This window comes from Sphingobium sp. WR1 (genome assembly GCF_059693745.1).
Window position 1 is genome coordinate 19365 of the sequence record NZ_JCATID010000031.1, and the last position, 23926, is coordinate 43290.

The 23926-nt window shown below is 65.7% G+C and carries 23 protein-coding genes; 18 read left to right on the forward strand and 5 right to left on the reverse strand.

Translation table 11 applies throughout. From position 1 onward, the window contains the following. Positions 1-120 precede the first annotated feature (120 nt). From AC58EF_RS24650 to AC58EF_RS24665, 4 genes are all read left to right on the forward strand, one after another. Positions 121-555 carry a universal stress protein gene (locus tag AC58EF_RS24650; RefSeq protein WP_497279107.1) on the forward strand — a complete coding sequence of 145 codons (435 nt, stop codon included), beginning with the start codon at positions 121-123 and terminating at the stop codon, positions 553-555. Positions 556-637: 82 nt separating this feature from the next. Then, on the forward strand, positions 638-1507 hold the full coding sequence (gene yghU, locus AC58EF_RS24655; RefSeq protein WP_497279108.1) for a glutathione-dependent disulfide-bond oxidoreductase: 870 nt from the start codon (positions 638-640) through the stop codon (positions 1505-1507). Positions 1508-1743: 236 nt separating this feature from the next. Beyond that, positions 1744-3054, forward strand: coding sequence for a chromate efflux transporter (gene chrA / locus AC58EF_RS24660; RefSeq protein ID WP_497279109.1), 1311 nt, complete (start codon positions 1744-1746; stop codon positions 3052-3054). 89 nt (positions 3055-3143) lie between these two features. Further along, positions 3144-4952, forward strand: a complete 1809-nt coding sequence (locus AC58EF_RS24665; protein ID WP_497279110.1) for a DUF885 domain-containing protein — start codon at positions 3144-3146, stop codon at positions 4950-4952. A 96-nt stretch (positions 4953-5048) separates the two neighbouring features. Here AC58EF_RS24665 and AC58EF_RS24670 read toward each other — a convergent pair whose 3' ends face one another. Further along, positions 5049-6533 carry a replicative DNA helicase gene (locus AC58EF_RS24670; protein WP_497279112.1) on the reverse strand — a complete coding sequence of 495 codons (1485 nt, stop codon included), beginning with the start codon at positions 6531-6533 and terminating at the stop codon, positions 5049-5051. Positions 6534-6647: 114 nt separating this feature from the next. On the opposite strand from AC58EF_RS24670, the gene AC58EF_RS24675 reads away from it, so the two are divergent. From AC58EF_RS24675 to AC58EF_RS24700, 6 genes are all read left to right on the forward strand, one after another. Then, on the forward strand, positions 6648-7130 hold the full coding sequence (locus tag AC58EF_RS24675; RefSeq protein ID WP_497279113.1) for a UPF0262 family protein: 483 nt from the start codon (positions 6648-6650) through the stop codon (positions 7128-7130). 13 nt (positions 7131-7143) lie between these two features. Continuing rightward, a complete protein-coding gene (locus AC58EF_RS24680) occupies positions 7144-7827 on the forward strand; it encodes a GH25 family lysozyme (protein ID WP_497279115.1) in 684 nt (227 codons plus the stop codon). Beyond that, positions 7827-8285, forward strand: coding sequence for a cytidine deaminase (locus tag AC58EF_RS24685; RefSeq protein WP_497279116.1), 459 nt, complete (start codon positions 7827-7829; stop codon positions 8283-8285). Before AC58EF_RS24680 ends, AC58EF_RS24685 begins: the two co-directional genes overlap by 1 nt. A 6-nt stretch (positions 8286-8291) precedes the next feature. Beyond that, the gene (gene dcd, locus AC58EF_RS24690) at positions 8292-8846 is read left to right on the forward strand and encodes a dCTP deaminase (protein WP_497279117.1); all 555 of its coding nucleotides are present in this window, start codon (positions 8292-8294) and stop codon (positions 8844-8846) included. 14 nt (positions 8847-8860) lie between these two features. Beyond that, a complete protein-coding gene (locus AC58EF_RS24695) occupies positions 8861-9631 on the forward strand; it encodes a metallophosphoesterase family protein (RefSeq protein ID WP_497279119.1) in 771 nt (256 codons plus the stop codon). A gap of 178 nt (positions 9632-9809) precedes the next feature. Next, complete coding sequence (locus tag AC58EF_RS24700; protein ID WP_497279121.1) at positions 9810-12650, forward strand: TonB-dependent receptor plug domain-containing protein; 2841 nt, start codon at positions 9810-9812, stop codon at positions 12648-12650. A 108-nt stretch (positions 12651-12758) separates the two neighbouring features. Here AC58EF_RS24700 and ctrA read toward each other — a convergent pair whose 3' ends face one another. Then, positions 12759-13466 carry a response regulator transcription factor CtrA gene (gene ctrA, locus AC58EF_RS24705; RefSeq protein WP_179042650.1) on the reverse strand — a complete coding sequence of 236 codons (708 nt, stop codon included), beginning with the start codon at positions 13464-13466 and terminating at the stop codon, positions 12759-12761. A gap of 274 nt (positions 13467-13740) precedes the next feature. Next, positions 13741-14634 (reverse strand): LysR family transcriptional regulator, encoded by an 894-nt coding sequence (locus AC58EF_RS24710; RefSeq protein ID WP_497279123.1) that lies wholly within the window; start codon positions 14632-14634, stop codon positions 13741-13743. Positions 14635-14741: 107 nt separating this feature from the next. On the opposite strand from AC58EF_RS24710, the gene AC58EF_RS24715 reads away from it, so the two are divergent. The 4 genes from AC58EF_RS24715 to AC58EF_RS24730 all read left to right on the forward strand — a co-directional run bounded on the left by AC58EF_RS24715 (position 14742) and on the right by AC58EF_RS24730 (position 17736). Continuing rightward, on the forward strand, positions 14742-15461 hold the full coding sequence (locus AC58EF_RS24715) for a pirin family protein (RefSeq protein ID WP_497279124.1): 720 nt from the start codon (positions 14742-14744) through the stop codon (positions 15459-15461). 118 nt (positions 15462-15579) lie between these two features. Beyond that, positions 15580-16179, forward strand: coding sequence for an NAD(P)H:quinone oxidoreductase (gene wrbA, locus AC58EF_RS24720; RefSeq protein WP_497279125.1), 600 nt, complete (start codon positions 15580-15582; stop codon positions 16177-16179). A gap of 241 nt (positions 16180-16420) precedes the next feature. Beyond that, positions 16421-16876, forward strand: coding sequence for a carboxymuconolactone decarboxylase family protein (locus AC58EF_RS24725; protein WP_497279127.1), 456 nt, complete (start codon positions 16421-16423; stop codon positions 16874-16876). After that, complete coding sequence (locus AC58EF_RS24730) at positions 16876-17736, forward strand: sigma-70 family RNA polymerase sigma factor (protein WP_497279128.1); 861 nt, start codon at positions 16876-16878, stop codon at positions 17734-17736. Before AC58EF_RS24725 ends, AC58EF_RS24730 begins: the two co-directional genes overlap by 1 nt. A 3-nt stretch (positions 17737-17739) precedes the next feature. On the opposite strand, the gene AC58EF_RS24735 is transcribed toward AC58EF_RS24730, so the two are convergent. Continuing rightward, on the reverse strand, positions 17740-18690 hold the full coding sequence (locus AC58EF_RS24735; RefSeq protein WP_497279129.1) for an acyltransferase family protein: 951 nt from the start codon (positions 18688-18690) through the stop codon (positions 17740-17742). Between the two features lie 73 nt (positions 18691-18763). On the opposite strand from AC58EF_RS24735, the gene AC58EF_RS24740 reads away from it, so the two are divergent. The 4 genes from AC58EF_RS24740 (at position 18764) to AC58EF_RS24755 (ending at position 21370) form a co-directional block, all read left to right on the forward strand. Continuing rightward, positions 18764-19441 carry an RluA family pseudouridine synthase gene (locus AC58EF_RS24740; RefSeq protein ID WP_497279130.1) on the forward strand — a complete coding sequence of 226 codons (678 nt, stop codon included), beginning with the start codon at positions 18764-18766 and terminating at the stop codon, positions 19439-19441. Continuing rightward, positions 19428-19832 (forward strand): alternative ribosome rescue aminoacyl-tRNA hydrolase ArfB, encoded by a 405-nt coding sequence (gene arfB, locus AC58EF_RS24745; RefSeq protein WP_497279131.1) that lies wholly within the window; start codon positions 19428-19430, stop codon positions 19830-19832. The genes AC58EF_RS24740 and arfB overlap by 14 nt, the downstream gene beginning before the upstream one ends. Before the next feature lie 46 nt (positions 19833-19878). Continuing rightward, entirely contained in the window at positions 19879-20364 is a 486-nt protein-coding gene (locus tag AC58EF_RS24750; RefSeq protein WP_497279133.1) for a GAF domain-containing protein, read from the forward strand. Between the two features lie 157 nt (positions 20365-20521). Beyond that, complete coding sequence (locus tag AC58EF_RS24755; protein ID WP_497279134.1) at positions 20522-21370, forward strand: RcnB family protein; 849 nt, start codon at positions 20522-20524, stop codon at positions 21368-21370. Between the two features lie 15 nt (positions 21371-21385). On the opposite strand, the gene AC58EF_RS24760 is transcribed toward AC58EF_RS24755, so the two are convergent. Beyond that, complete coding sequence (locus tag AC58EF_RS24760; protein WP_497279137.1) at positions 21386-23737, reverse strand: putative bifunctional diguanylate cyclase/phosphodiesterase; 2352 nt, start codon at positions 23735-23737, stop codon at positions 21386-21388. Between the last annotated feature and the right edge of the window lie 189 nt (positions 23738-23926).

The window sequence follows — 23926 nt, forward strand, 5'->3', positions numbered from 1 at the left end:
GCGACGGGATGGGCGGATATTGCGGCTGTTCCTCATTTCCCCAAATTGGCGTATTCTTGATGACAGGCGATAAAGGATCATGGGCGCGACGCCCATGCGCCACGCCTTTGGGAGAGGATGATGAGCTACGCGAGAATCCTCGTGGCCGTGGACGTGGACAGCCCCGTCCTGGCGCACGCCGCCATAGCGAGCGCGGCGGATGTGGCCCGCACACAGGGACAGGTTCATATCCTCTACGTCCGCCATCATCTGCCGACGCGCTATTCCGCCCTGCTCGCCAGCGATTTCGACGAGCGCGAAGGAAGCGATGCGCGCGCCCAGATGAAGGCATGGGCGGACGAGGCCGGACTCGATCCGGCGCGGACCCATTTCGTCACCCATCGCGGGCGCGTGCGGGACGAAGTGCTGAACGAAGCGGAAAAATGCCAGGCCGACCTCATCATCCTGGCGTCGCACCAGCCCTCGCTCGCATCGCGGCTGCTCGGCTCCAACGCATCGGCCATCGTGCACCAGTCGCCGGTCAGCGTGCTGGTGGTGCGCGTGGGCGAGAAATAATCATCGGTCGCGAAACGGCGGTTGCGGGCGGCGGAGCCGCTTCCTACCTGCGGGCGAGATTTCAACATCGGAGCCAGCCCGCATGACCGACAGCTACACCCCGCCAAAAGTCTGGACCTGGGACAAGGAGAGTGGCGGCGCCTTCGCCAATATCAACCGGCCGATCGCCGGGCCGACCCATGAGAAGATATTGCCGGTGGGCAAGCACCCGCTCCAGCTCTATTCGCTCGCTACGCCCAATGGGCAGAAGGTGACGATCCTGCTGGAGGAATTGCTGGCGGCCGGCGTCGCGGAAGCGGAATATGATGCCTGGCTGATCCGCATCGGCGATGGCGACCAGTTTTCCAGCGGCTTTGTGGAGGTCAATCCCAACAGCAAGATCCCCGCGCTGATGGACCACAGCGTATCGCCGCCGCAGCGCGTGTTCGAATCGGGCGCGATCCTGCTCTATCTCGCCGAAAAGTTCGGCAAGTTCCTGCCCACCGATCCGGCCGGGCGCACCGCCGCGCTGAGCTGGCTGTTCTGGCAGATGGGCGCCGGCCCACTGCTGGGCGGGGGCTTCGGCCATTTCTTCGCCTATGCGCCGGAGAAATATGAGTATCCGATCAACCGCTACACGATGGAAGTGAAGCGGCAGCTGGACGTGCTCGACCGGCATCTGGCGGAAAATGACTATATGGCCGGTGACGAATATTCGATCGCCGATATCGCGATCTGGCCCTGGTATGGCGGCGTCGTGCTGGGCCGCGCCTATGATGCGGCGGAGTTTCTGGACGCGCAGAGCTACAAGAATGTGCTGCGCTGGGCCAACCAGATCGACGCGCGCCCGGCGGTGAAGCGCGGACGCATGGTCAACAAGGCGAACGGGCCGCTGGAGGAACAGCTGCACGAGCGGCATGACGCCAGCGATTTCGAGACGCGGACGCAGGACAGATTGGAGGGCGCGGCCTGACGGCCACGCACTGTCCTCGCCGCTGACGGGATATCGGATCGTTCGCTGGGCCGGGTATCAGGTTGCGCTTCACGGCGCGCGCATCATGCCGCCGCCACACGCGCCGCCTGAAACCGCTTGATCGCGCCGCGCGACCATCGCATGATGGCGGGACGGGGCAAGGCAATCCCCCGTTCAGGCGTTCCCCGCCCAAGCATTGCGGCATTTTCGGGCTTCAAGGCCCTGGGGGAACGTGCATGTCGCATCCAGGCTTTTCGGAACTGGTCCGCCTTTTCGGCAAGATCGGCTTTTTGAGCTTCGGCGGGCCGGCCGGGCAGATCGCGCTGATGCACCGCGAGTTGGTGGAGGAACGGCGCTGGGTCGAGGAAGGGCCATTCCTGCGCGCGCTCAATGTCTGCCACCTGCTGCCGGGGCCGGAGGCGCAGCAGCTTGCGACCTGGGTCGGCTGGCGGCTGCACGGGGCGAAGGGGGGCCTAGCCGCCGGGCTGCTGTTCGTCCTGCCGGGCGCGGCGGTGATGCTGGGCCTGTCGATCCTCTACGCCTATGCCGCCGACCTGCGGCCCGTCGCCGCGCTGTTCCTGGGCATCAAGGCGGCGGTGCTGGCGATCGTGACGCAGGCGCTGATCCGCATCGGCCGGCGCGCGCTCGATACCGGTTTCAAGCGGGCGCTGGCGGTCGCCGCTTTCCTTGCGCTCTTCCTGTTCGCCCTGCCCTTCCCGCTTGTGGTGCTGGGGGCGGGTGCGCTGGGATTTCTGCTGGCGCGGATCAGGCCCGCATGGCTCAAGGCGCATGGCACGGCGGCGGCGGGCGGCGCGCCGGGCGGGCCGCTGCCCTGGGCGCAGACGGTGCGGACGATCCTGCTCTGGCTGCTGGTCTGGGCCGCGCCGATGGCCGCCATATTGCTGCTGCTCGGCCCGGACCATGTGCTCTGGAAGATCGGCGCCTTTTTCTCGCAACTGGCGATCGTCACCTTTGGCGGGGCTTATGCGGTGCTGGCCTATATGGCGCAGGAAGCGGTGCAGTCGATGCACTGGCTGTCGGCGGGCGAGATGACCGACGGGCTGGGGCTGGCGGAGACGACGCCGGGGCCGCTGATCCTGGTGACGCAGTTCGTCGGATTTCTGGGCGCGTTCCGGGCGCCGGAGCCGTTCCCGCCCCTGATCGCCGGGATATTGGGCACGCTCGTCACATTGTGGGTCACGTTCGCGCCCTGCTTCCTGTGGATTTTCAGCTTCGCGCCCTGGATGGAACGGCTGGAGCACGCGCCGCGCCTGCAGGGGGCGCTGGCGGCACTGACCGCCGCGATCGTCGGCGTGATCGCCAATCTGACGCTCTGGTTCGCGCTGCATGTCCTCTTCATGCGGCTGGAGCATAGGGATGCCGCCGGAATGCGCCTGCTGCTGCCCGATCCGGCGAGCCTGGACTGGCGGATCGCCTTGATCGCCGTCGGCGCGGGCGTGATGATCTTCCGGTTGAAGCAGGGCGTGATGACGACTTTGGCCGTGTCGGCGCTGGCCGGGCTGGTGCTCTCCTATGTCGGCGGATAGATGATGACGCAACATTGTTACAAGCCACTGGACGGATGGCGAAGGCGGGTTAAGACAAGGGCTTGAAAAACAGTCAGGGAGTCGCCGCCATGGATCGTCGTCAGTTTCTTTCCACCGCAGGGGCCACCGCGCTGGCCAGCGCAGCGCCGCGCGCGCTGGCGCAGGTCGCGGGCAATGACGATGCGCGGCTGTCCGCCGCCTTCGCCGCGATCTTCGAGCGGGCGCTCGACCTGTCGCCCAGCTTCGTCACCAGCCTGGGCCTGGACAAAGGCGGACGCGCCGGGGCGAAGAGCCTGCTCGACGACAACAGCAAGTCGGGCATGATGAAGAAGCTGGCCGCGACCCAGGTGGCGATCAAGGAACTGGAAGGCTACAGGTCGACCAGCCTGTCCGATGCGCAGAAACTGAACCTGGATGTCGTGCTCTATTCACTGGACCAGCAGACGGTGGCGCCGGCGAAATTCGGCCTCAACAGCGTGCAGCGGCCCTATCGCATCTTCCAGCAGGGCGGCAGCTATTTCCAGACGCCCGATTTCCTGAATACCGCGCACACGATCAATGTGGCCGCCGATTGCGACGCCTATGTCGCGCGGCTCGACGCCTTTGCGCATAATCTGCGGACCGACACCGCCCTCCAGCGGGACGAGGCGGCGCGCGGCTATCTGGCGCCGGGCTGGTCGCTGGACCTGACGCTGGGGCAATTGAAGAAGCTGCGCGGGCAGCCGGCGGCGGACAGTTCGATCGTCCAGTCGCTGGTCAGGCGCGCCACCGCCAAGGGCATCACGGGCGACTGGCAGGGTCAGGCGACGGCGATCGTCGAGAAGGCCATCTACCCCGCGCTGGACGAACAGATTGCCGCGATCGAGGCGTTGAAGGGAAGGACCGCAGCCGGCGACGGCGTGTGGCGGACGCCGCGCGGCGATGAAATCTACGCCGCGGCCCTCAGCCAGGCGACCACCACCGATCTCAGCGCCGAACAGATCCACGCCATGGGGCTGGAGCAGGTCGCCGACATCAGCGCACAGCTGGACGTCATCCTGAAGGGCGCGGGGCGCGCGAACGGGACGATCGGCGAGCGGCTGGCGGCGCTCAATGTCGATCCGGCGCAGCTTTATGCCGACAGCCCGGAAGGGCGCACGGCGCTCATTGCCCAGCTCAATCGCGATCTGGACGCGATGAAAGCGAAACTTCCCAATGCCTTCATGACCATTCCCGATACGCCGCTGGAAATCCGCGCGGTGCCGGTGGAGATTCAGGATGGCGCGTCGAACGGCTATTATAACCGGGCGGCGCTGGACGGATCGCGGCCGGCCATCTACTTCATCAACCTGAAGGACGTGGGCGACTGGCCGAAATATGGCCTGCCCGCGCTGACCTATCATGAGGGCGTGCCGGGGCATCATCTGCAAATCTCGACCGCGCAGAATGCGGGCGACGTGCCGATGCTGCGCAAGACCGCCTTCATGAGCGCCTATACCGAGGGCTGGGCGCTCTACGCCGAGCAACTGGCCGACGAGCTGGGCGGCTATGCCACGCCGATCGACCGGGCGGGTTATCTCCAGTCCTTCCTGTTCCGCGCGGCGCGGCTGGTGGTCGACACCGGCCTCCACGCCAAGAAATGGAGCCGCGAGCAGGCGACCGACTATATGGTCGAGAAGACCGGCTTCGCCCGCCCCCGCTGCCAGCGCGAAGTCGAGCGCTACTGCACCCAGCCGGGGCAGGCGACCAGCTACAAGGTCGGCCATGGGGTGTGGAGCAAGGCCCGCGCGTCGGCGCAGGCGGAGCTGGGCGATGCCTTCGATATCAAGCAGTTCCATGCCATTCTTGAGGAAGGCGCGATGCCGCTGTCGATGCTGGAGAAGCGGGTCGCGGCGCGGGCGAAGGCGGCGAAGGGCTAACAGCCGCCGTTCGTTTCGAGCGTGTCGAGAAACGGGAAGCGCAGCACATCGTGTTTCTCGACTTCGCTCGAAACGAACGGAGGTTGGTTTGCCGGATTATTCGTAATCCAGATCCTGATAGCTGTCGTCGGCAAGGTCGGAGAAGCGGGTGATCTTGGCGTCGAACTTCATGCGGATGCGGCCGGTGGAGCCGTGGCGCTGCTTGGCGACGATCACTTCGGCCAGGCCGTAGATGCGCTCCATATTTTCCTTCCATGCGGCATAAGCGGCCTCGTCGTCGGGCTTTGGCTCCCTGGCGGCCTCGTAATAATCCTCGCGGAACACGAACCAGACCATGTCGGCGTCCTGCTCGATCGAGCCGGATTCGCGCAGGTCGGAGAGCTGGGGCCGCTTGTCCTCGCGCTGTTCGACTGCACGGCTGAGCTGCGACAGGGCCAGAACCGGAACATGAAGTTCCTTCGCCAAGGTCTTCAGACCACGGGAAATTTCTGAAATCTCGTTGACGCGATTCTCGTTGCCGCGGCCGGTGCCCTGGAGCAGTTGGAGATAGTCGACGACGATGAAGCCGATATCATGGCGGCGCTTGAGGCGACGCGCGCGGGTGCGCAGCGCGGCGATGGTGAGGCCGGGCGTATCGTCGATGAACAGCGGCAGTTCCTGAAGGTCGCGCGCGGCGCGGGACAGGTTCTGAAAGTCGGCGCGGCTGATCTTGCCCATACGCAGCGCTTCGCCCGAAATGCCCGACTGTTCGGCCAGGACGCGCGTGGCGAGCTGGTCCGCCGACATTTCGAGGCTGAAAAAAGCGGTCTTCGCGCCCATATTCTTTTCCGGCGGGATGCCGTCGGCATTGTCGCGCAGCCAGCGCGACGCGGCATTATAGGCGATGTTGGTGGCGAGCGACGTCTTGCCCATGCCCGGACGCCCGGCAAGGATCATTAGGTCCGAATTGTGCAGACCGCCGATCTTGGCGTTGAGGCTGTTGATGCCGGTGGTGATGCCCGAGACATGGCCGCCGCTGTTCAGAGCGCGCTCGGCGACCTGCACCGCCATCGTGGAGGCGGAGAGGAAGCTCTTGACGGAGCCCGTCTCGCCCTCCCCCTCGGACACTTTGTAGAGCGCGACTTCGGCCGCCTCTATCTGTTCGCGGGGATTGACATCCTCACTGGTATCCATCGCATTTTCAACAAGTTCACGGCCAACGCTGACAAGCTGCCTCAGCAATGCAAGGTCGTAGATCTGGCTGGCGAAGTCGCGCGCGCCGATCAGCGCCGCGCCATTGCCGGTGAGCTGCGCCAGATAGGCCGCGCCGCCCAGTTCCTTGAGCGCGGGGTCCTGTTCCAGCATGGGTTTCAGCGTCACCGGGTTGGCGACCATGTCCTTGTCCAGCAGGCGCATGATCGCGTCGTAGATGCGGCCGTGGAGCGGCTCGAAATAATGTTCGGCCTTGAGCTTGAGCTGCACATCCTCGGCAATGCGGTTGTCGATCATGATCGCGCCCAGCAGCGCGGCTTCGGCTTCGACATTGCGCGGCAGTTCGGTGCCGGCGTTTTCGGCGGCATTGATTTTCAGCAGTTCGACCATGCGCCCTCTTTCCTCTCCCGCACCGTTCCACGCAAGGGGCCAATCGGAAAGCATCTGTGGATAAGTCCCGCTTGCATTTCGGCGCGCGCCGCCGCACTGACTATCCGCTTCACCATGGCCGATCCGCGCATCATAGACATACAGCTCGACCAGCGCACGATATTGTGGCGCAATGCCGACGTGGAGCAGGAACGGCGCATCGCGATCTTCGACCTGCTGGAGGATAATCACTTCGCCCCGCAGCGCGAGCATGGCGACGGCTATGCCGGTCCCTACAAGGTGCTGCTGCGGGTCGAGGAAGGCCGGCTGGTGATCGAGATCAACCGGGAGGATGACAGCCCGCTGGAGGCGATCATCCTGGGCCTGGGCCGGTTCCGCCGCCCGATCCGCGACTATTTCGCGATCTGCGACAGTTACTATCAGGCGATCAGCAATGCGTCGCCCCAGCAGATCGAGACGGTCGACATGGCCCGCCGCGCCATCCACAATGACGCGGCCGAGGTGCTGAAGGAACGGCTGGAGGGCAAGATCGACGTCGATTTCGACACGGCGCGGCGACTTTTCACGCTCATCTGCGTGCTGCATATCAAGGGGTAAGACGATCAGGGTTGTGACTTTGGGGGGCCTGCTGTTCCGTATCGGGGCGGGACTGGCGGTGATTGCGGCGCTTGCCCTGGCGCTGTGGCTCTATGCGCGCGCCTGGGCGCCGGACCGCGAGCAATATCCGGTGCAGGGCGTCGCCATCGATTCCGGCAACGGCACGGTCGAATGGGGCACGCTGGCGGCGCAGGGGGCGGACTTCGCCTATATCCGCGCGGTCGATGGCGCGGGACGGCGCGACCCGGCCTTCGCCGCCAACTGGCGCGGCGTGCGGACGGCGGGAATGCGCTATGGCGCGCTGATCGATTTCAGCCTGTGCCACCGGCCGAGCGACCAGGCGACCGGCTTCATGACCACGGTGCCGCGCGACAATGCCGCCCTGCCCCCGGTGATCCGCCTGGCCTTCGAGCCGGGCTGCAAGGCGCGGCCGGGGCGCGACCGACTGCTGTCCGACCTCAACACCCTGATCAATCTGGTCGAAGGTCAGGCCGGCAAGCCCGCGCTGCTGAACCTGAGCGAGGATTTCGACAAGGCCTATGATATCGGGTCGGGCATCAACCGGACGCTGTGGCTGGACCGCAATTTCTTCCCCCCCGATCATGCCGGCCGCCCCTGGGTGATGTGGACAGCCAGCGACATGCGGCATATCGACGGCGTCGATGGTCCGGTCCGATGGAATGTGGTGGCGCCCTGATGCGTGAAGAAAAAGACGTCCAGACGCTGATCGCCGCCGCGCGCGGAGCGATGGCCCATGCCCATGCGCCCTATAGCCGCTTCGCCGTGGGCGCGGCGGTGCGCCTGACCGACGGCAGCATCATCATCGGCTGCAATTTCGAGAATGCCAGCTACGGCCTGTCGCTCTGCGCCGAAACGGTGGCGCTGGCGAACGCCAATGCGCAAGGCCGCTTTGCCGATGTCGCCGAGATCGCCGTCGTCGGCGGCGCGATGGATGCAGCGGAAGAGGCGCTCGTCACCCCCTGCGGCCGGTGCCGCCAGATCATGAACGAAGCCGAACAGATGGCGGGCCGCACGCTGGCCATCTATTGCGCAACGCCCAGCGGCGACCGGGTGCTGGACCTGTGCGTCGCCGACCTCCTCCCCCATGCCTTCGGTCCGGCGGACCTGGGCATCGGCCCCATCAAAAAGAGCTGAACACCCATGGCCATTCTTTCCGACAAATGGATTCGCGAACAGGCGCTCAAGACCGGCATGATCGAGCCGTTCGTGGAGAGCCAGAAGCGCGAAGGCTGCATCAGCTACGGCCTGTCCTCCTACGGCTATGACGCGCGGGTGGCGGACGAGTTCAAGATCTTCACCAATGTCGACAGCGCGGTGGTGGACCCCAAGGATTTCGCCGCCAACAGCTTCGTCGACCGCAAGACCGATTGCTGCATCATCCCGCCCAACAGCTTTGCGCTGGCCCGCACGGTCGAATATTTCCGCGTGCCGCGCGACGTGCTGGTCATTTGCCTTGGCAAATCCACCTATGCGCGCTGCGGCATCATCGTGAACGTCACCCCGCTGGAGCCGGGCTGGGAGGGGCATGTGACGCTGGAATTTTCCAACACCACACCGCTGCCCGCCAAGATCTACGCCAATGAGGGCGCGTGCCAGTTCCTGTTCCTTCAGGGCAATGAGCCGTGCGAGGTCAGCTATGCCGATCGCGCGGGCAAATATATGGGGCAGCAGGGGGTGACTCTGCCCCGCCTCTAGGCGACACTGGCGGCATGAGTTTCTGGCGCATTGGCAGATGGCTGGAGGCCGAGCCGGATGACCGCCCGCCACCCAGCGCGGGCGAGGATGCGCGCCTCTATGCCATTGGCGACATCCATGGGCGGCTGGACCTGCTCGATCAGTTGCTGGCGCTGATCGCCCGCGACCGGGATTCACGCGTGCCGAGGCGGTCGCAACTCATCTTCCTGGGCGATCTGGTCGATCGCGGCCCCGCATCGCGCCAGGTGATCGAGCGGGTCATGGCGCTGGTCGCGGAAGAGGGCGCGCTCTGCCTCAAGGGCAATCATGAGGAATTGTTCCTCCATGCCGCCTATGGCGACGAGCGGGTGATACCCACGTTCCGCAAGGCCGGCGGCGCGCAGACGCTGGCGAGCTACGGGCTGGCGCCGCGCCTGTTCGAGGCGATGGACGACGCCGCCGTCGTCGCGTGGATGCTGACCCACATCCCCCGGCCCCATGTCGATTTTCTGGACGATCTGCCCGACTATGTCGAAAAGGGCGACTATCTGTTCGTCCATGCCGGCATCCGCCCCGGCATGGCCATCGCCGACCAGCAGCCCGCCGATCTGCGCTGGATCCGCCGCGACTTTCTGGAGCATCGCCGCGCCCATCCGAAAATGGTCGTGCACGGCCACAGCATCACACCCGAGGTGGATGAGCGGTTCAATCGCATCGGCATTGATACCGGCGCCTATTTTTCCGGCCGGCTGACCGCGCTCGGATTAGAGGGCACGGCCCGCTGGCTCCTGCAAACCGGCGGCTGATCCGCCGCGCCGCAGCATGACGATTCACCGTCACAGAGCGACCCGGGCTTCCTAATTCTCATAATCCTATCAGCAACATTTTATGTCGCGATACTGTCATCTTGGGTAGCGGAATGTCGGCATAGCTTCGTTCGGGGCAATGAAGCGGTGCGAACGCCGCCGATCAGGGGAACAGACAATGCGTATTCGCCATGCCATGGCGGGGGCCGCCCTCGCCATATGCCTTGTGTCGCCCACCCATCTTCTCGCAGCCGCAACGACGGACGCCACTCTGGTCCAGCGGCACAAGTTCGATATTCATGTCCAGTCGCTCAGCGGTGCGCTCCGCCAATTGTCGGCCCAGTCGGGCGTGCGCATTCTCTTCCCCTATGACGAGGTCGCGGCGATCCGCAGCCGCCGCATCCAGGGCTGGATGTCCACCCAGGAGGCACTGGCTCGCCTGCTGGCCGGCACCGACCTCAAATCCGCCGACGCGGGCGCGGGCGTGATCGCGCTGGCGTCCCCCGCCAGCCGCAGCGCGGCGCGCCATGGCCCTTTGGCCCTGCAATACGCCCAGGCCAACGTTCCGGGCGTCGGCGCTGAGGCGCTGGCCATGGCCCCCGCACCCGAACCGGTCGAGGACGCCACGCCGATCATCGTCACCGGCACCCGCACCACCACGCGCACCGTCGCCGAAAGCCTGGCGCCGATCGACGTGCTGGGCGCCAAGGATCTGGAAAGCAGCGGCAAACAGTCGGTGCGCGACCTGCTGGGCACACTTGTCCCGTCGATCAACGTGTCCAACAATGGCGCGGGCGCGAGCTGGGCGGTGCGCACCCTGTCGCTCCGTGGCCTGGGCGGCGATCAGTTGCTGGTGCTGGTCAACGGCAAGCGGCGGCACAATACCGCCACCCTCTTCATCAACGGATCGGTCCAGAACGGCCAGTCGCCGCCGGACCTGGACCTGATCCCCGGCAATGCAATCCAGCGGATCGAGGTGCTGCGCGATGGCGCTTCGGCGCAATATGGGTCGGACGCGATCGCGGGCGTGGTCAACATCATCCTCAAGAATGACACGTCCGGCAGCGCGGCGCTGACCATGGGCAGCACCGCCGACAATGGCGGCTGGCAGGGGCGCTGGCAGGTCGACAAGGGTTTTTCGATCGGACCGGACGGCGGCTATATCCATGTGTCGGGCGACGGCGTGTTGCAGGACAATAGCGTCGTGGAGAGCAGCCCGATCACCACCAACCCCTTCTACCCGACGGGCGACGCGCGCAATGCGGACCCGGACCGCATCCGCGCAAAATATGGCCAGCCGCAGGTGATCGGCGGCAACCTCGGCTATGACGCCATGCTGCCGGTCGGGAATGGCGGGCTGGAGCTTTACAGCTTCGGCACATATTCCAAGCGCCACGCCGCCGGCTGGCTGACCTATCGCAATCCGGCCGCGCTCAACAATATCTACGAAATCTATCCCGAGGGCTATATTCCGCGTATCCACGTCTATGACGAGGATTTCCAGATCGCGGGCGGCCTGCGCGGCGAGATTGGCGGCGGGGTCAAGTTCGACTTATCCACAACTTATGCACAGGATGAGGTCAAATATTCGCAGACGACCTCGCTCAACCCCTCCATGGGCACCGCCAGCCCGACGCGCTTCTATCTGGGCAAGATCCGCTTCGACGAATGGACCAGCAATCTGGACTTCAGCAAGGAATTCGACGTCGGCCTGAGCGAACCGCTCGCACTGGCGGTGGGCGCAGAATATAAGAAGAACTGGTTCCTGATCGGCGCCGGCGATCCGGTATCCTATATCGACGGCGGCTATCGCTCACCGGCCGGCGCCTGGCTGGCGGGGCAGGTGCGCACCGGCGTCGGATCGCAGGGCGTTACCGGCTTCCTGCCCGAAGGATCGGGCGAATGGAGCCGCGACAATTGGAGCGCCTATGTAAATCTGGAAGGCGCGATCATCGACGGCGTCGAGTTCGGCTTGGCCGGGCGGCATGAGGATTATTCGGACTTCGGCACCACCGATACGGGCAAGGCATCCCTGCGGATCGAGCCGATGCGCGGCTTCGCCATTCGCGGCACCGCCAGCACCGGCTTCCGCGCGCCGACGCTGCAACAGCAGCATTATGCGTCGTCCTCAACCATCAACGTGCCGGTGAACGGGGTCAACCAGCTGCTGCCGGTGCAGGCGCTGCCGGTGGATGGCGTGGCTGCCCGCGCGCTGGGCGCGGTGTCGCTGAAGCCCGAAAAGTCGACCAATTTCTCGGCCGGCATCGTCATCACGCCCGCGCCGAACCTCAACCTCACGGTCGACGCCTATCAGGTGAAGATCAAGGACCGCATCCTGCTGAGCGAGACGCTGAGCGGCACGGTGGTCATGAACGCGCTGGCGGCGGCGGGCATTCAGGGCGTCGCGGGCGGGCTGATCTTCTCCAACGCCGCGGACACGCGCACGCGCGGGCTGGACATCGTGAGCACCTATCGCGCGGGGCTGGGCGAGATGGGGACGGCGACGGTCAGCCTGTCGGCGAACTTCAACAAGACCATCTTCACCCATATCGACCCGGTGCCCGACGTCATCGCCGCGTCCGGGCTGGCGCTGATCGGCCGCGCCAAGATCGGCGACCTGTCCGAAGGCACGCCGCGCAACAAGTTCATCGCCAACATCCTGTGGGAAAAGGGCGATTTCAACCTGAACCTGCGCGCCACCCGCTTTGGCAAGATCACCCAGCGGGCCAGCGCGCGGGTCTATCACACCAGTGACTATGTGGCCTGCACGGCCGGCAGCGCGGGGTGCACGCTCGATTATGTGGACGAGGTGCTGACGCCCAAGACGATCCTCGACCTGGAAATCGGCTACAAGCTGACCGGGGGCGTCAAGCTGTCGGTCGGCGCGAACAATCTGCTCAACAGCTATCCCGACAAGTTGAAGCCGGTGAACCGGACGGCGGGCAGTCTCTACAATGCCTATGCGCCCTATGGCATCAGCGGCGGCTTCTATTATGGCCGGTTCAATCTGGAGTTCTGACGGGAAGGGATGGTGGCATAGCCCCTCCCCGACCCCCACGCGGTAACGGAAAAGGCCGGCACCCTTGCGGACCCCGGCCTTTCCACCCCCTTTAACCCTTCGCGCGGATCAGGCGACCTTGGCCTGTTCCTCCAGCACTTCGTCCGGATCGCGCAGCACATAGCCGCGGCCCCAGACCGTCTCGATATAATTGTCGCCGCCGCAGGCCAGCGCCAGCTTCTTGCGCAGCTTGCAGATGAAGACGTCGATGATCTTGAGTTCCGGCTCGTCCATGCCGCCATAGAGATGGTTCAGGAACATCTCCTTGGTCAGCGTCGTGCCCTTGCGGAGCGAAAGCAGCTCCAGCATCGAATATTCCTTGCCGGTCAGGTGGACGCGGTTGCCGTCCACTTCCACGGTCTTGGCGTCGAGGTTGACCGACAGCTTGCCGGTGCGGATGACCGACTGCGAATGGCCCTTCGACCGGCGCACCACGGCGTGGATGCGGGCGATCAGTTCCTCGCGATGGAAAGGCTTGGTCACATAATCGTCCGCGCCGAAGCCGAACGAGCGGACCTTGCTGTCCATTTCGCTGATGCCCGACAGGATCAACACGGGCGTCTGCACCTTGGCCGCGCGCAGTTTCTTGAGCACGTCATAGCCGTGCATGTCGGGCAGGTTCAGGTCCAGGCAGATGATGTCATAATCATACAGCTTGCCCAGATCCAGGCCTTCCTCGCCCAGGTCGGTGGTGTAGACATTGAACCCCTCGGTCGTGAGCATAAGCTCGATCGCCTTGGCAGTGGTCGGTTCGTCCTCGATCAGCAGCACGCGCATGTGAAGCCCCTTGTTAGCACCTTCCGGTGTGTCGCAGTCCCGTTCACCCCACCAGAACGGCTTCCGCTCCAAATCATTAACCAAAAAACTTCTGAAGGACAAAGGTTAATTTTTCGCTAACCGGCAGGAATCCACGAGTCGTGGCAAACGAATCTGTTTACAAAGGGTTGAGGCCGGCACGGCTTGCCCGGAGTCAAGCGGGCTTCATCGGCGAAACGCCCCGCAGGCGTCGGGCAGGCCGGGACGATTATTTTCGCCGGATGGACGACTGCGGTTAACAGCCGTGATGGCGGGTCAGGAAGTCGAGCAGCGCGTCGACGCGCGCGGGTCGCAGCCGGGAAGGCGGCGTCACCAGATGCAGGCCGAAGGGCGCGGGCCGCCAGTCGACCAATATCTCCTCCAGCTCGCCGCTTTTCAGCGCATCGCCAACGATGAAGTCGGGCAGCCGGGCAATGCCCACGCCCAGCCTGAGCGCGGGCAGCATCGCTTCCCCGCTGTTGACTGTGATGCGGCTGCGCACCTGCACCACGACATTCTGCTGCCCCGGCCCGGAAAAGCGCCACACGTCCGGGGTCGCGACATTGGAATAGCAAAAACAGTCATGAGTGCCGAGGTCGGAGGGATGCTGCGGCCGTCCCCGCGCATCAAGATAGGCGGGCGAGGCGACGACGTGCAACGTCACATCCGCCAGCCGCCGCGCGCGCAGACTGCTGTCCGGCATGTCGGCGATGCGGATCGTCGCATCCAGCCCCATTTCGACGATATCGATCCTGGCGTCGGACAGATGCAGGTCGACATCGACCAGCGGATGTTCTTTCGTAAATTGCGCCACCAGCGGCGCGATGCGCAGCAGCCCGAAGGTCATGGGCGCGCCCAGCCGCACCACGCCGGACAGTTCCGCCGTCTCGTCGCGCGCCGCCTCTTCCGCCGCCTGCCCTTCGACCAGGATGCGCTGGGCATGGTCGGCCAGCCGCTTGCCGCTTTCGGTCAGGGCCAGGCGGCGGCTGGTGCGGTTGAACAGGCTGGTGTCCAGATGCTCCTCCAGCCGCGTCACGGCTTTCGAAACCGTAGCTTTCGACACGCTCAAGGCCTTGGCCGCATCGGTGAAGCTGCGATGTTCCACCACGGCGGCGAACATCGCCCAGGCCTCGAAATCAGGTAGTCGCATCGGGAAACAATCCGTTTCAAAGCTGCTTGTTCAAGAAACGACCCTGGTCGCTACATTGTCGGAAAGCAAGCCGGAAGCTCCGGCCCCGAAACGAAAGGCACATGCCCATGAGCACGACCATCGCGAGCCGCATCAAGCGCCGCCCGTTCGCGTCGCTCGGCCATGCCGACCATGGCTGGCTGAATGCGCGCCACCATTTTTCCTTCGCCGACTATCATGACGAAGACCGGATGCACTGGGGTGCGATCCGGGTGTGGAACGATGACGAGATCGGCCCGCGTTCGGGCTTTCCGCCACACCCGCACAGCGACATGGAAATCATCACCTATGTCCGCACCGGCGCGATCACCCACCAGGACAGCCTGGGCAACAAGGGACGCACGCAAGCGGGCGATGTTCAGGTCATGTCGGCCGGCACCGGCATCCGCCACGCCGAATATAATCTGGAGGACGAAACCACCACCCTGTTCCAGATCTGGGTCATGCCCCGGACACGCGGCGGACAGCCCAGCTGGGGGGCCAAGCCTTTCCCCAGGGGCGACCGCTCGGGCAAGCTGGTGGTTCTGGCCAGCGGCTATGTCGAGGACAGGGAAGCGCTGCGCATCCGCGCCGACGCCCGCCTGCTGGGCGGCACGATCAAGGCGGGGACAAGCGTGACCTATGAGAGCGGTGAAGGACGCCACCTCTATCTGGTCCCGGCGACGGGCCGGATCGAGATTGACGGCCTGCCCTTCGAAGCCCGCGATGGCGCAGCGATCCTGGGCGGCGCGCCCATCACCATCACTGCCCTGGAGGATGCCGAAATCGTCCTGGTGGACAGTATCTGACCCGATTGGCCCGTCCTTCCCCCTCCCCCTCGGACGGGCCGGGCCGCCTGCATATCCCCCTCCCTCATGCAGGCGGCCAACCCCTTTTTCTTCAGCTTTCAGGTAAGGAGACTTCGCAATGGCTAGGGTTCTGGTTCTCTATTATTCGTCCTACGGCCACATCGAAACCATGGCCAAGGCCATGGCCGAAGGCGCCGCGTCCGCCGGCGCGCAGGTCGACATCAAGCGCGTGCCCGAAACCGCGCCGCTGGAAGTCGCGCAGGCCGCGCATTTCAAGCTGGATCAGGACGCCCCGATCGCGACCGTCGCCGAACTGGCGGACTATGACGCGATCATCGTCGGCACCGGGACGCGCTTTGGCCGCATGTCGAGCCAGATGGCGGCCTTCCTCGACCAGGCGGGCGGCCTGTGGATGCGCGGCGCATTGAACGGCAAGGTCGGTGGCGCCTTCACCTCGACCGCGTCGCAGCATGGCGGCCAGGAAGTCACGCTCTTCTCGATCATCACCAACCTGCTGCATTTCGGCATGACGATCGTGGGCCTGGACTATGGCTTTGCCGGGCAGATGGGCGTCGACAAGGTGCGCGGCGGATCGCCCTATGGAGCGACCACCATGGCCGACGGCGACGGCAGCCGCAGCCCGAGCGAGGAAGAACTGGACGGTGCCCGATACCAGGGCCGCCGTATCGCCGAAACCGCGATCAGGCTGCACGGCTGATCGCTTGGCGCGGCGTCTGCGCATTAAGCAGCATGGAGACGGCCTTCGGGTCGCATGAAGGTTGAAGACATGCTGCGGGGCCGGTGCATGGGGACCATGCGCCGGCCCCAATTGCTTTCCAACGGCTTCCGTCCAGAACGGCCGACGTAAATTTTAGGCGCGCGAAAAAAATTCGCCGTCCATGTCACATCCGGCCGAGCCGTCTCGTCATGTCAGCAATGCCAACCAAAGGAGTTGCATCATGACCGACAAGATCAATCCCTACGCCGCCGCCCCGCAGTTGATGAAAAGCTGGACCGCGCTGTCCACCGCCGTCGCCGACAGCCTGGAACCGAGCCTGATCGAGCTTGTAAAGATCCGTTCCTCGCAGATCAACGGCTGCGCCAACTGCATCAACATGCACACTTACGAAGCGCGCGAGAAGGGCGAGACGGAGCAGCGCATCTACCTGCTGTCCGCCTGGCGCGAAGCCCCCTGCTATACCGACCGCGAGCGCGCCGCGCTGGCCTGGACCGAGGCGATGACCCAGATCGCGCAGGGCCATGATCATGCAGCCGCGAAGGAAGCGCTGAACTGGGAATTCACCGAGGAGGAGCAGGTGAAGCTGACGCTGATGATCAACATCATCAACGGCTGGAACCGCATCGCCGTCGGCTTCAACCTCTGGTATGACATGCCAATGAAGGCGGCGGCCTGATGGAGCGGGGGACGCAGACGGACGCGGCGGCGAGCTTCGACCCGTTGCGTCCCCGCCTCATCCGTGTCGCCTATCGTATGCTCGGATCGGTCGCCGATGCCGAGGATGTGGTGCAGGAGGCCTTCATCCGCTGGATGAGCACGGATCGCAGAGAGGTGCGGGAGCCGGAGGCCTTCCTCCGCCGCACGGTGACGCGGCTCTGTCTCGACCAGCTCAAGTCCGCGCGGGTCCAGCGCGAAACCTATGTCGGCCCCTGGCTGCCCGAGCCGATGGTCGAGGAAGAGGAGGAGCAGGATGATGTCGCCCTGCCGCTGATGCTCGCCCTCGAACGACTGTCGCCGCTGGAGCGGGCCGCCTTCCTGCTGCACGACGTCTTCGGCTTGGGGTTCGAGGAAGTCGCGGCGACGGTGGGGCGCGATGCCGCCGCCTGCCGCCAGCTCGCCGCGCGCGCCCGCACCCATGTGCGCGACGCGCGGCCCCGCTACCAGGTGGAAAAGACGCGCGGGATGGAAATCGCCTCCGCCTTTTTCGCCGCGTCGCGCAGCGGCGACATGACGGCGCTGGGCGCGATGCTCGCGGCCGATGTGAGCCTGCACAGCGACGGCGGCGGCAAGCGCCCCGCTGCCGTGCGACCGGCGCTGGGCCATGGCCAGGTCCTGCAATTGCACAAGGCGCTGGCGGTCAATTTTCTCAAACATGGATCGACCCTGCTGCGCACATGCCTCATCAACGGCTTGCCCGGCTTCGTCACGCGCGAGGCCGATGGCGAGGTGCAGACCACCGCGCTGGATATCGAGGATGGCAAGGTCACGGCCATCTACATCATGCGCAACCCCGACAAGCTGCGCCATCTGCATTGAGGATCAGAGGAAGACATGCCGTAGCGATGTTACCCGCAGCAGGTGGAAAGCCAGAAACGGCAGCAGCAACGCCACCGCCAGCAGCGCTGCCTTCCCCATATAGGGCGTCAGATAGTGGATCACCGCGACGTGGAGATACATGAGGACCAGCGACGCGCGCCCGATCGCCGCCACCGGGCCGGCGAGGGGCGCGATCAGGGCTGACAGGCGAAAGAGCAGCAGCGACGTCGCGATCGCCGCGCCGATCGACAGCAGCGGCCAGCCATAGTCGGCGACCTTCATGTTGAGGGTCGGCGTGACGCCCGACAGGCCGAGCAGCGCCAGCACGCCCAGCGGCAGGATCAGGCCGTTATGCCAGGGCACGCGCGGGCCGATCGCCCCGGCCCAGAGCAGCACGAACGCCATCGGCACGCTGAGCAGCCCCAGCGGCGAGGCCTGCGTCCAGCGGCCGAGCGCATAGGCGAGGAGCAACATCGGCAACAGGATCAGCGCCCATCGCCGGTCGAGCGGATCGGGCCAGCGGCGGAGCGCGACGTTGAACAGGATGCGCGCTACCATCAGGCAGGGCACGAACCAGAAGATGGTGAACGGCCCGCGCAGCCAGAAGCCGCCCAGCAGGATCGGCACGATATCTTCCGGCCATTGATGGAAGATCGGCAGATGGCCCTTCGCCCGCTCGATGATCTGGTCGGCGACGATCAACAGGATCAGGAAGGCGGCATAGGGCCGCATCTGGCCGACAAGCTGGCGACGGGTGAAATCCGCCACGGGATGCGGGCGCGAGAGCATCCCCGACAGCAGGAAGAAGAGCGGCATGTGGAAACTATACATGGCATCGCGCAGCGGCCCGCGCGTCCAGACATGGCCGATGACGACGGCGACGATACCGATGCCGCGCGCCACATCGACCCAGTCGAGCCGATAATGCGCCTGTGGCTGCCCCCTTTTATCCATCGGCCCCAAGCCCTATAGGATGCGGCGCGCGCGTCAATCGCCCCTGTCTTTTGCTTCGATCGGATTTTCCCACTTGGCCCTGCTGACCGACCATGTCCTGTTCCTCGACGGCGAGGCGCTGATCCTCGACAAGCCCGCCGGCCTGCCGGTGGACGCACCGCGCGACGGGTCGATCGCGCTGGAAAACCATCTCGCCTCGCTGACCTTCGGTTTCCAGCGCTGGCCGCTGCCGGTGCACCGGCTGGACCGCGACACCAGCGGCTGCCTGCTGCTCGCGCGCAATCCCAAGGCGCACAAGCGCTTCGCCGCCGCGTTCGAGGCCGGGACGGTCACGAAACGCTATGTCGCGGTGCTGGAAGGCGTGCCGGCCGAGGATGAGGGCACGATCGAATTGTCGCTGAAGAAAGTCAGCACCGCCGCGCAGGGCTGGCGCATGATCGCGGCCAAGGCAGGCAAGCCCGCCGTCACCCATTGGCGCAAGCTGGCAGAGAAGGACGGCCGCGCGCTGATCGCCTTCACGCCCGAGACCGGCCGCACCCACCAGATCCGCGTCCATGCCCAGCATGGCCTCGGCTTCGGCATCGTCGGCGATCCGGTCTATGGCGACGGTAACGGCGCCATGCTGCTGCACAGCCGCTTCCTGAGCGTGCCGCGTGGCGACAAGCCGCCCGCCGAAGCGACGGCGCCCCTGCCCGTCCCCTTCGTCGCGGCCGGCTTCGGGCCGGAGATATTGGACGATGCCGGACTTTGATATTCCCGATGACGCGCTGGAGGAGCGCTTCATCACCGGGGGTGGCCCCGGCGGGCAGAATGTGAACAAGGTCGCGACCGCGGTGCAACTGCGCGTCAACCTGTTCCGGCTGGGCCTGCCGGTCCATGCCTATCGCAAGATCAAGGAACTGGCCGGATCGCGGCTGACCTCCGCCAATGAGATCGTGATCCAGGCGAACCGCTTCCGCACGCAGGAAGCCAACCGGCAGGATGCGCGCGAGCGGCTGGCCGAGATGATCGCCAAGGCGCATGAGCGCGACGCCCGCCGCATCGCGACCAAGCCGGGCAAGGCCGCAAAGGCCCGCCGCGTCGACGCCAAGAAGGCGCGCGCTTCGGTGAAGCAGGGGCGCGGCAAGGTGCGTTTCGACTGACGCCGATCCTCTGGTCAGGGACGCATCGAGCGCCTACATCGGGCGCATGTATGATTTTGCCCCCGCTGCCGACGCCGACAAGGCGACCCTTTATGCCGATCTGTTGTCCGCCGCCGATGCGCTGACCCGCGACGAACCCGATGGCGTCGCCAATATGGCGAACCTGTCCGCGCTGATCTGGCAATTTCTGCCCGATCTCAACTGGGCCGGTTTCTATCGCATGGTGGGCGGCGAACTGGTGCTCGGCCCGTTCCAGGGCAAGGCGGCCTGCATCCGCATCCCGCTGGGCCGGGGCGTGTGCGGCACGGCCGCGCAGACCGGCGAGACGCAGCTGGTGCCCGATGTCCACGCCTTCCCCGGCCACATCGCCTGCGACGCGGCGAGCGCGTCGGAGATCGTCGTGCCGCTGATGCTCGACGGGCAGGTCATCGGCGTGCTGGACCTCGACAGTCCGCGGGTCGCCCGCTTCGATGCGGAAGATGCGACGGGCCTGGAAACGCTCGCCGCGCTGGTCGCCGGCCGGATCGCCTGACCCCCGTCGCCCCGGCGGAACGCCGGCCCGCCCCGTTTCGGGACAGGGCCAAGCGGCTGGACTCGTGGATGCAGGCGGATCATCATGCTAAACGGCGCGTTAGCATTTTGGCCGCGTCCGTCCGCCGGAGCGCGCCGGGACAACAGGGAGACATGATATGCGGATGCCGACTCTGACCCTGATCGGCGCCAGCCTCGTGCTGGCCGGCGCGGCAGCGCCGGCGCTGGCCGGCGACAGGCCGGGCGTGCAGACGCCGCGCCCCGGTGCAAACTGGAACGGCGTGCATCGCTGGGGGCCGCGTCACAATGGCCGCTGGTTTGCCGGCTGGCGCGCACCGGGCGGCTGGGCCGGCTATCGGCGGCCGGTCCGCGGCTTCATCCTGCCCCGCTACTGGATCAGCCCAAGCTATTATATCGCCAATTATGGCGCCTATGGCCTGCCCGCTCCCGCCTATGGCTATGGCTGGTCGCGCTATTATGATGATGCGGTCATGACCGACCGCTATGGCCGGGTCTATGATCATCGCAGCGATGTCGACTGGGGCCGTTATGAAGGCGGTTATGAGGACGCGCCACGCGATGCGCCGCCGCCCCGCCGGCCGGGCGCGGGCTATGATGACGGCTATGGCTATGACGACGATGTCGTGACCAGCGGGGGGGAATATGGCAGCAACGCATATGACGGCCGCTGGACCGGCACCTGGACCACCGAAGACGGCCGCCAGGTCAGCGGCACCTATGAAGGCCGGTTCGAGGGCGATGTGCGCGGCGCGGGCGTCGACTATGACGCGCCGCCCTATGGCGCCGCGCACTGGGGCCATGGCCCGATGCCCGGCCCGGCCGGCGGCTATATATCGGGCGGCTATTATTATCCTGCGCCGACCGTGACCACGGTGACGGTCCAGCCCGCCGTCACCACGACGACGACGACCACCACCTATGTCACCGAGAAGGTCGCTTACCGAAAACCCGCGCGAAAGCTGCGCCGCGCCTGCCGCTGCAAATGACGGAGCGGCCGGCCTTCAGCGTTTCGGGGCGATGGCGCCGATGGGCTGCGGCCGGCCGAGATGAAAGCCCTGGCCAACGATGCAGCCCCGGCGGAGCAGCAGTTGCGCCTGTTCTTCCGTTTCCACCCCTTCGGCGACCACTTCCATGCCGAAGCTGCCGCCCAGCCGGACGATGGCGTCGACGATGGCGGCATCGCCTTCATCCTGCACGATATTGCTGACGAAGCTCCGGTCGATCTTCAGCACGTCCACCGGATAATATTTCAGATGGCTGAGCGACGCATAGCCCGTGCCGAAATCGTCCAGCGCCACCCGGACCCCCGCGCGCGCGAACTGGCGCAAGGCGCTTTCCACCTGATCCGCGCCACGACCCAGAAACACCGTTTCCGTCACCTCTATCTCGATATGCGCGGTGGGAATGGCGAACCGGACAAGCTGTTCCAGAACCGATTCGGCAAAGCCTGCCTGGGTGAAGTCGGCGGCCGAAGCGTTGATCGCGACCCGCCCCGGATCATGACCGTCCTCCAGCCATTGCCGCACGTCGCGCAGGACGGCGTCGAGCATCTTCTGGGTCAGCGCCACCGCGATCTCGCCATGGTCGAACGCCGCCGCGATGCTGCCGGGCAGTTGCACGCCGAGGCGAGGATGGCGCCAGCGCAGCAGGGCTTCATAACCCAGCACGGTGCGACTGCGCAGGTCCACCTTGGGCTGATAATAGGGCATGACCAGATCGTCGGCGATTACCTGCCGGGCCATGCGGATCATTGATCCGCGCTGCTGCGCCTCGGCCCGCAGGTTGGAATGGAACAATGTCAGCCGCCCCCGACCCGCTGCTTTGGACGCATAGAGCGCAAGATCGGCGGCCTTGAGCAGTTCGTCCGCCGCATCGCCGTCCCGTCCGAACAGGGCCGCCCCCATGCTGACGCCGCAGTCGAGCGAGCGGCCTTCATGCAGATGCGGCTTGCGCAACTGCTCGGACAGTTTATTGCCCCAACGTTCGAGCGCCGGCCCCTCGCCAAGCGATGGCGCGATCAGGCCGAACTCGTCGCCGCCCAGCCGCCCGATCACCGCGTCGGCCGGCGCCACCGTCGCCAGCCGCGCGGCGAAGGCGCGAAGCAGAGCGTCGCCGGCATCATGGCCCAGCGAATCATTGGTCCGCTTCAGATCGTCAATGTCGAGCAGCAACATGCCGAAGCCGCTGCCGCGTTCCGTCGCATCGGCCGCCATCTCCTCCAGCCGCGCCTGCCAGAGCGTCCGGTTGGGCAATAATGTCATCGGATCATGCGTCGCCGCCCAACGGATACGCTCTTCGGCATCATGTTCTTCGGTGACGTCGAGGAAGGTGACGATGATCCGCTGCGGCCGGCCCGCCTCATATCTTGTGCTCCAGCCGGTGCTCTTGATCCAGCGCAGCACGCCGTCATCCGCGCGGTGGATGCGCAGCGTCGCCTCGAAATGCGGCGGCACCGTGCCGGCAGCGACGGCGTCCAGCATGGCGCGCAGTTCGTCGCGGTCATCTGGATGCACCAGGGACAGCGCCAGGACACTGGTTGCAGGCGCATCGTTCGGCACGCCCAGCATCGCGCGCAGTTCGGGCGACCAGTTGCGCGTGCCCGTGGCGGCATCGAAATCCCAGATGCCCAGCCGCGCCGACTGAACCGCGAGACGGAACCGCTCCTCGCTGTCGGCGAGGTCGCGCTGCGCCAGGCGGCGCGCATGGACATCCTCCAGCGTCCCATACCAGCGGACGATTTTGCCCTGCGGATCGCGCCGAGCCGCCGCACGCGCCCGCATCCAGCGAAATTCGCCGCTACGCAACCGGATGCGATAGTCGACATCGACGGGTTCTCCGGTGGCGAGCCGCTCGCGCCATAGAGCGGCTACCCGCTCGATATCCTCCTCATGCAGCGCAGCAATCCAGCCCGTGCCGCGCGCCTGCTCCATGGACATGCCGGTCAGATCCTCGAAGCGTGGCCCGACCTCCTCGATGCTGCCGTCCGGCGCGGCCGTCCAGGGCACCTGCGGGCTGAGATCGACCGACCAGCGATAATGTTCGCGACTTTCCGCCAGCGCGGCTTCCAGCGCCTGCGCTTCGGAGTCATGACAATCCTGGACGTCCTCAACCGTTCCGAAGAAAAAGACGCGGCCATCGGCCGCGCTGGTTCGACGCAGGCGAAGGCGGCACCAGCGCTGGCCGCCGTCGGCGCAGCGCAGGCGCATCGTCAGGGGATCGGGCCGATGCTGCGCCGCCGCCGCAAGCAGGATGCGCAAATCCGCCCGGTCGAAGGCGGCCAGCCAGGACAGGCCACAAGGCTGTCCGGCGAATCGCAAGGGCGCGCGACCGGATTCGGCGCGCCATGCCAGCATATGGCCGCGATCGTCGGCTATCCAACGAAACAAGGCCGGCGAAAGCGGATCGAAAAGCGGCGAGGAAAGCAGGTTGTCCCGAAAGGAAAGCAAAGACCGCGACCCCCGATCCCAGGTCGTGTCCCACGGGGTGGTGTAGGAAGGTTTCCCTGAGAGGGTGGCCACCGTCGATCTTCTGGTAGGGTTCGG

Coding starts and splice junctions, on each gene's coding strand:
- AC58EF_RS24650 (WP_497279107.1), top strand. CDS start 121: ATGAGCTACGCGAGAATCCTCGTGGCCGTGGACGTGGACAGCCCCGTC.
- yghU (WP_497279108.1), top strand. CDS start 638: ATGACCGACAGCTACACCCCGCCAAAAGTCTGGACCTGGGACAAGGAG.
- AC58EF_RS24685 (WP_497279116.1), top strand. CDS start 7,827: ATGCGTGAAGAAAAAGACGTCCAGACGCTGATCGCCGCCGCGCGCGGA.
- wrbA (WP_497279125.1), top strand. CDS start 15,580: ATGGCTAGGGTTCTGGTTCTCTATTATTCGTCCTACGGCCACATCGAA.
- AC58EF_RS24725 (WP_497279127.1), top strand. CDS start 16,421: ATGACCGACAAGATCAATCCCTACGCCGCCGCCCCGCAGTTGATGAAA.
- ctrA (WP_179042650.1), bottom strand. CDS start 13,466: ATGCGCGTGCTGCTGATCGAGGACGAACCGACCACTGCCAAGGCGATC.
- AC58EF_RS24710 (WP_497279123.1), bottom strand. CDS start 14,634: ATGCGACTACCTGATTTCGAGGCCTGGGCGATGTTCGCCGCCGTGGTG.
- AC58EF_RS24695 (WP_497279119.1), top strand. CDS start 8,861: ATGAGTTTCTGGCGCATTGGCAGATGGCTGGAGGCCGAGCCGGATGAC.
- dcd (WP_497279117.1), top strand. CDS start 8,292: ATGGCCATTCTTTCCGACAAATGGATTCGCGAACAGGCGCTCAAGACC.
- AC58EF_RS24675 (WP_497279113.1), top strand. CDS start 6,648: ATGGCCGATCCGCGCATCATAGACATACAGCTCGACCAGCGCACGATA.
- AC58EF_RS24670 (WP_497279112.1), bottom strand. CDS start 6,533: ATGGTCGAACTGCTGAAAATCAATGCCGCCGAAAACGCCGGCACCGAA.
- AC58EF_RS24750 (WP_497279133.1), top strand. CDS start 19,879: ATGTATGATTTTGCCCCCGCTGCCGACGCCGACAAGGCGACCCTTTAT.
- AC58EF_RS24700 (WP_497279121.1), top strand. CDS start 9,810: ATGCGTATTCGCCATGCCATGGCGGGGGCCGCCCTCGCCATATGCCTT.
- AC58EF_RS24715 (WP_497279124.1), top strand. CDS start 14,742: ATGAGCACGACCATCGCGAGCCGCATCAAGCGCCGCCCGTTCGCGTCG.
- chrA (WP_497279109.1), top strand. CDS start 1,744: ATGTCGCATCCAGGCTTTTCGGAACTGGTCCGCCTTTTCGGCAAGATC.
- AC58EF_RS24730 (WP_497279128.1), top strand. CDS start 16,876: ATGGAGCGGGGGACGCAGACGGACGCGGCGGCGAGCTTCGACCCGTTG.
- AC58EF_RS24735 (WP_497279129.1), bottom strand. CDS start 18,690: ATGGATAAAAGGGGGCAGCCACAGGCGCATTATCGGCTCGACTGGGTC.
- AC58EF_RS24665 (WP_497279110.1), top strand. CDS start 3,144: ATGGATCGTCGTCAGTTTCTTTCCACCGCAGGGGCCACCGCGCTGGCC.
- arfB (WP_497279131.1), top strand. CDS start 19,428: ATGCCGGACTTTGATATTCCCGATGACGCGCTGGAGGAGCGCTTCATC.
- AC58EF_RS24755 (WP_497279134.1), top strand. CDS start 20,522: ATGCGGATGCCGACTCTGACCCTGATCGGCGCCAGCCTCGTGCTGGCC.
- AC58EF_RS24760 (WP_497279137.1), bottom strand. CDS start 23,737: ATGCTGGCATGGCGCGCCGAATCCGGTCGCGCGCCCTTGCGATTCGCC.